Here is a 5,666-nt window from a genome sequence, read left to right as displayed (position 1 = left end):
CTACCATCAACCCCGGACTCTAAATCGCCCCGCTACTGAAAGCGGGGGGACGTCGAAAGTGCAGCATGTGGGGCGGACCTGCAACGTTGGCGGCGGGACTCAGGCGGCGAGATACGACAGCGCGAAACCGGCCCACATCGCGCCAAGCAGGGCGAAGCCGGCCAGGAACACGGCGAAGCGGTGCATCACCCGGTTGTAGCTGCACTGGATGGCGCTGTGGGCGATCCGCAGGGCGACGAACAGCCAGGCCGCCGCGGGCAGCCATCCGGGCACATGGGTGGTGGCGAGCGCCAGCGCGCACAGGGCGTAGAACAGCACCGGCAGCTCGAACAGGTGGTTGTAGTTGTCCGAGGCGCGGGAGTCGTCCAGCCGCTGCGCGCGCCGCGCCGACAGCGCCACCGCCTGCGGGTGGATCCGCCGCGCGCGCATTTCGGCGACGCGTACCGCCAGCATGCGCAGGCCCACCAGAAACGTGAGTAACGCCAGCGCTGCGCAGGCGGCGACCAGGTGCTGTTGTGGAGCCATCGAATTCCCCCGTTGCGGTCACCCTGATCGGTAGCGCCTGCGAGCGTGTGCCCAAGAATGCACTTAAGCGACACTTGCTCTTCTCCTGGCTGCGGATATCTTTCAGTTGGGGCCTAACCTCGTCGATATCACCCGAGCAGGCGACCCGAACGTTCGGAGGCTCCTCGCTGTCCATTCGCTCCCCTGGCGCGGTATGAACCGCCGCCTCATAGTGCAGTTTGATCCTGACGAGCCCAGCATGTCTGCGCCCACCTTCGCGGAACCTGACCAGGGTCCGCTAGCGGGCGGCCGGAAGGTGAATGCTAGGCATGATCTAACCCTCGGTCTCTGGCGTCGCGACTGCGAAATTTCGCGAGGGTTTCCGAGAAGGTGATTGCGCTTCGCAGATCTCCAGGCGCGTGGGTGCGGACGTAGTCAGCGCCATTGCCGATCGCGTGAAGTTCCGCCGCAAGGCTCGCTGGACCCAGATCCTTTACAGGAAGGCCAACGGTGGCGCCCAAGAAGGATTTCCGCGACACCGAGACCAATAGCGGAAGCCCCAACGCCGACTTCAGCTTTTGAAGGTTCGACAGCACGTGCAGCGATGTTTCCGGTGCGGGGCTCAAGAAAAATCCCATCCCCGGATCGAGGATGAGCCGGTCGGCAGCGACCCCGCTCCGTCGCAAGGCGGAAACCCGCGCCTCGAAGAACCGCACAATCTCGTCGAGCGCGTCTTCGGGTCGAAGGTGACCGGTGCGGGTGGCGATGCCATCCCGCTGCGCTGAGTGCATAACCACCAGCCTGCAGTCCGCCTCAGCAATATCGGGATAGAGCGCAGGGTCAGGAAATCCTTGGATATCGTTCAGGTAGCCCACGCCGCGCTTGAGCGCATAGCGCTGGGTTTCCGGTTGGAAGCTGTCGATTGAAACACGGTGCATCTGATCGGACAGGGCGTCTAAGAGCGGCGCAATACGTCTGATCTCATCGGCCGGCGATACAGGCCTCGCGTCCGGATGGCTGGCGGCCGGTCCGACATCCACGACGTCTGATCCGACTCGCAGCATTTCGATCGCCGCGGTGACAGCGCCGGCGGGGTCTAGCCGCCGGCTCTCATCGAAGAAGGAGTCCTCGGTGAGATTCAGAATGCCGAACACCGTCACCATGGCGTCGGCCTCCGCAGCGACTTCCACGATGGGGATCGGGCGAGCAAAAAGGCAGCAATTATGAGCCCCATACCTACAAAGCCCCACGCATCAAGCTTTTGCCCATGAAGCAACCAGGCAATGGCTGTAATTATGACGACGCCGAGTCCCGACCAGACTGCATAAGCAACACCGACAGGGATGGATTTCAGAACCAGAGAAAGAAAATAAAATGCGATGCCATAACCGATTATGACAACGGCGGAAGGGGCAAGCTTAGTAAAGCCCTCGCTAGATTTTAATGCGGATGTTGCGATTACTTCGCCAACTATTGCGATAACAAGAAAAAGCCAGCCTTTCATGATATATCTCCCAATTTGTGTAGGGCTTATTATGCACGCTTAAAAATAATAAAAGCAGACTTGACCTGATAGTTTGGCTGTGAGCAATTATGTGCTTAGTGCATCTAACACCTGAGTTAAGCCGCGCCGCGAAGCGGCGTCGGCTTGAATGAATTGTTAGCCGTCACTCGTCGTCCTCTTCGTCTTCCTCTCGATCCCACCACTGATAGTACTGCGTGGTGTCTCCCCATCGACCGCGCTGAAGATTGAGGCGCGGCTCAGAGATCGCGACTGACACGGCTTCCAACATATTGAGCGCCGCGGCTACGGTTTGATGCACTGCGGCCGTGTCTCTTGACAGGGTGTTTCGCTCCGTTACCCACTGAGTGCCAAACCACGAAAAGCGATCCCACCGCTCTGAAAGGTGGTCTGTTCTGTGGCACTTGAGCCGCCTGAAAAGCCGGTCATTGCCGGCACCCGTCTGGCCGACGTAAACGAGCTCGTACTCGGCGTACAGTGCATAGATTCCGCGCTGTTCACGGAAGTCGACGGGCTTGGCGCGGCGGCTACGGCTCGCTGCTCCATCCAAAGTCCCCGAATCATTCGGACGGCCCCAGAAGACCCGATCCTCGCGCCAATGAAGGCCAAAACTTCTGATCACCGACGTATTCTCCTGTGACGGCTAACGCCTGAGTTAAGCCGCGCCGCGAAGCGGCGTCGGCTTGAACGAATTGTTAGGCACCGTGCGGCAGGATGCGGGCTTGTCGAACTTCATAGACGAACTCCGGTGCATTGGCGTACTGAAGTGCTCTATCCCATAACGGGTTAGTGCGATCCTGTAGGTTGTTTGCTAAGGCTTTTATCTCTGGCGGTGCGTCATCCCTGAAGAAACCCTTGCTGCCAGCGTTCTTGTCATAGCTCACACCTTTGACCTCGAACTTTAAGGGCAAGATTCGTTTTGCTTTTTGCTCCTCGATGTCTGTGTGTGCAGTTTCCCAAGTGATGGCGCGAGTCATCAAGTAGTAGGCGCGCTCGTCGAACTTTCCGTTAGTGGTGTAATCCGAACGTGATGGGTACTTGGGATGAATTTTTCTCTTGAACAGGCCGCCAACGACGAATCGGAAGTGCATGCTGTCGTGAGACATTTCGTAGCGCCGACAGTTGACAATGTCAATCCAGTGGCCTTTTGCTTGTGCAAGATGCTTCTTGACGAGGAGAACGGCAAATGCCTCTTCAGAGCTTGCGTACTCGCGGTATCTTTTGAGAAGTCTGTCATCCATAAATCAGGTGCCTAACACCTGAGTTAAGCCGCGCCGCGAAGCGGCGTCGGCTTGAATGAATTGTTAGGCTGCACGTTATTAGTCATGCATGCCCACACGAACACCCGTGCTCCAGTACGTGGATGGTGGGGAGTCCTTTGGGTAGTCATATTTAAGCGAGCGGCGGTCACGGCCAATTGCATTGAGCATGTCCTCTGTGGGCCGACCAAACTGCTTCAGTGACTCTGCTTCTTGTTTGGTTATAGGAATAAGCGTCCGATAGATCGGGTCTTCGCCATCTTTCCAGTCAATTGTTTCGGTTGTGATTGAAAGAAAGCGCTGTGTGCAAGTGGGGCACAGCCAAATGCTCACAATGTAATGTGGCTCATCAATTAGAAATCTATCGACAGTTGATCCGCTCTTTGCGGTCCAAGCATCTTCTGCTGAAGTTGGCCAACAGCGCACGCAACCGAAACCGTTCAATTGATCACCTCGTGTGCCCTGAATGTTGGTGTGCGGCCTAACACCTGAGTTAAGCCGCGCCGCGAAGCGGCGTCGGCTTGAATGAATTGTTAGGCATCACTTGCGATGATGTGTCTCGAAAGCGCCTGCCGAATTGCTATATATGAAACAGGCAAGAAGCTGACTGCAGTAACGGCATTTGCGATGCTCATTGCGCCCTGCAAATCGATGCCGCCAGATTTGCCAACGAGATAGGCCGTGACACGGATCAAAAAGCTAGCTGCAACACTGTAGGCCGTAAGACGCCAGATAAAGCTCCACCAGACTGGGAGAGCTTGGTTGGGCCTCAAAGTCATTGATCTCCCCTTGTGATGCCTAACACCTGAGTTAAGCCGCGCCGCGAAGCGGCGTCGGCTTGGACGAATTGTTAGCGCCCTGGTGCATTGGCGCCGCGACTGCTACGCGCGAGTTGCAGGAATTTCCAGCCAACTACCACCAGTCCAATGCCGAGCACCAGCGAAATGGCAGTGGCCACCCAATAGGACGTTTCTGGCGCGCAGTGCGCGACGGTCGGACCGTGCCGCCCGCGCATGAGACTGATGCAGCCGATGGCAAGGGCATGGACGCCGAGGTACAAGCCACCAGCAGCCAATACCAGCGAGAGCAGGCCGCCGACACTTGCCGTGGTCGGATCAGTAAGAGCCTTCGACTGGCGATCAACTTGCTTCAAGGGCGCTAACACCTGAGTTAAGCCGCGCCGCGAAGCGGCGTCGGCTTGGACGAATTGTTAGGCCTCATGCTGCCACACCCGCAGTACCAGCGCTCTTACTGCAGCTCCGCTCGGAGCCTAGCTGCCAGCTCCACTCGCTCCTCCACGGTGTAAACACCCTTGTGCCCGGCATGAAGCCCATCACCGTAGTAACGTGGAATCACGTGCTGATGGTAGTGCCACACATCTTGGTCGCCAGCTGGGCCATTGTGTTGGCGCGTTGATATGCCTTCGCAATCGAGAGCGCGCAGCATCGCTTTGGCTAAGCGACGCGTGGCGGAGAAAAAGTGGTTCCCGAGGCTATCGGGAATTTCAAGCGCATTCTCGTAGTGGATACGTGGCACTACCAAGCAATTGCCTTTGATGCCGCCGTAGTAGTGCAGCGGAATCACTGCAAGAAGATTGGCATCAGCAAAGACAATGGCCGAATTCGGGTTGGGCCCGGACAGGCCCGCTGCGATGTCGCAGAACGGGCACTCATATCCCAACGGAGCATGCTTCATGAGGCCTAACGCCTTATGTCTTCAGTTTCCCCTAGCCTAAGAGCCGAGAGCCCGGCGTGCGCGCCCGATAACGCCTCGGTGTCAGCACCACCGTAATTCAGCAGGGGCCGCACGCCGGATCTCGCGCCCTGCGCCCGAACAGTTGATCGAGGTTTCCCTCGAACTGATAAGCGTGGGCCTCGGGCGCGATGCTCTCGACCACTCAACTGTAGCGGAGAACGGGAATGGCGGCAGTCGGCATCGATGTAGGCAAGACCAATCTGGACGTTGCGGTGGAGGGACGCCAAGGCGTCACGCGGTACGCGAACACCCGCAGCGGCATCGCGAAGCTCGTGAAATGGTTGCGGGGGCTTGAGGCGCCCCGCATCGTGGTGGAGGCCACGGGCGGTTATGAAGAGCCAGTGCTCGAGGCCTGTTGCGATGCGGGCCTGTGGATCTGCCGGGTCAATCCACGGCAGGCGCGCAACTTCGCCAGGGCGACCGGTGAGCTGGCCAAGACGGATGCGATTGATGCCCGCCTGCTGGCACTCATGGCACGGTTGCTGAGTGACCGGCTTCGTCCTTACGCGGCGCCACTGGCGTGGCAAAGGGAACTGCGCGACTGGCTGCGTCGTCGTGGCCAGATCGTCATGACGCTGCAAGCCCAGAAGCAGCAGGCTGCGATGGCCCCGCCTGCAGTGCGAACC

8 protein-coding genes are annotated in these 5,666 nt (G+C 58.5%); 1 reads left to right on the top strand and 7 read right to left on the bottom strand.

What is annotated here, in order from left to right:
* Nucleotides 1-99: 99 nt before the first annotated feature.
* The 7 genes from SPK54_RS13420 to SPK54_RS13390 all read right to left on the bottom strand — a co-directional run bounded on the left by SPK54_RS13420 (nucleotide 100) and on the right by SPK54_RS13390 (nucleotide 4,980).
* Nucleotides 100-525, bottom strand: a complete 426-nt coding sequence (locus SPK54_RS13420; RefSeq protein ID WP_330948379.1) for an MAPEG family protein — start codon at nucleotides 523-525, stop codon at nucleotides 100-102.
* A 302-nt stretch (nucleotides 526-827) separates the two neighbouring features.
* Complete coding sequence (sul1, locus tag SPK54_RS13415; protein WP_000259031.1) at nucleotides 828-1,667, bottom strand: sulfonamide-resistant dihydropteroate synthase Sul1; 840 nt, start codon at nucleotides 1,665-1,667, stop codon at nucleotides 828-830.
* Nucleotides 1,661-2,008, bottom strand: coding sequence for a quaternary ammonium compound efflux SMR transporter QacE delta 1 (locus tag SPK54_RS13410; protein WP_000679427.1), 348 nt, complete (start codon nucleotides 2,006-2,008; stop codon nucleotides 1,661-1,663). The genes sul1 and SPK54_RS13410 overlap by 7 nt, the downstream gene beginning before the upstream one ends.
* Before the next feature lie 163 nt (nucleotides 2,009-2,171).
* A complete protein-coding gene (locus SPK54_RS13405) occupies nucleotides 2,172-2,648 on the bottom strand; it encodes a GIY-YIG nuclease family protein (RefSeq protein WP_330948378.1) in 477 nt (158 codons plus the stop codon).
* Nucleotides 2,649-2,721: 73 nt separating this feature from the next.
* Entirely contained in the window at nucleotides 2,722-3,267 is a 546-nt protein-coding gene (locus SPK54_RS13400; protein ID WP_330948377.1) for a hypothetical protein, read from the bottom strand.
* 868 nt (nucleotides 3,268-4,135) lie between these two features.
* Nucleotides 4,136-4,438, bottom strand: coding sequence for a hypothetical protein (locus SPK54_RS13395; RefSeq protein WP_330948376.1), 303 nt, complete (start codon nucleotides 4,436-4,438; stop codon nucleotides 4,136-4,138).
* Between the two features lie 95 nt (nucleotides 4,439-4,533).
* Nucleotides 4,534-4,980 carry an HIT family protein gene (locus SPK54_RS13390; protein WP_330948375.1) on the bottom strand — a complete coding sequence of 149 codons (447 nt, stop codon included), beginning with the start codon at nucleotides 4,978-4,980 and terminating at the stop codon, nucleotides 4,534-4,536.
* Between the two features lie 224 nt (nucleotides 4,981-5,204).
* Here SPK54_RS13390 and SPK54_RS13385 point away from each other — a divergent pair.
* Nucleotides 5,205-5,666, top strand: a 462-nt coding sequence (locus SPK54_RS13385; protein WP_330948374.1) for a transposase, incomplete at its 3' end; no start/stop codon positions are given.

Source organism: Thermomonas sp. LB-4 (assembly GCF_036409385.1).
Taxonomy (GTDB): domain Bacteria; phylum Pseudomonadota; class Gammaproteobacteria; order Xanthomonadales; family Xanthomonadaceae; genus Thermomonas.
Note: the sequence above shows the minus strand (reverse complement) of the source record. Positions and strands in the feature narration are given on the sequence as shown.

What these genes read in the sequence shown, in the direction of transcription:
- SPK54_RS13410 (WP_000679427.1), bottom strand. Translation starts at nt 2,008, where the DNA reads ATGAAAGGCTGGCTTTTTCTTGTTATCGCAATAGTTGGCGAAGTAATC.
- SPK54_RS13420 (WP_330948379.1), bottom strand. Translation starts at nt 525, where the DNA reads ATGGCTCCACAACAGCACCTGGTCGCCGCCTGCGCAGCGCTGGCGTTA.
- SPK54_RS13390 (WP_330948375.1), bottom strand. Translation starts at nt 4,980, where the DNA reads ATGAAGCATGCTCCGTTGGGATATGAGTGCCCGTTCTGCGACATCGCA.
- sul1 (WP_000259031.1), bottom strand. Translation starts at nt 1,667, where the DNA reads ATGGTGACGGTGTTCGGCATTCTGAATCTCACCGAGGACTCCTTCTTC.
- SPK54_RS13400 (WP_330948377.1), bottom strand. Translation starts at nt 3,267, where the DNA reads ATGGATGACAGACTTCTCAAAAGATACCGCGAGTACGCAAGCTCTGAA.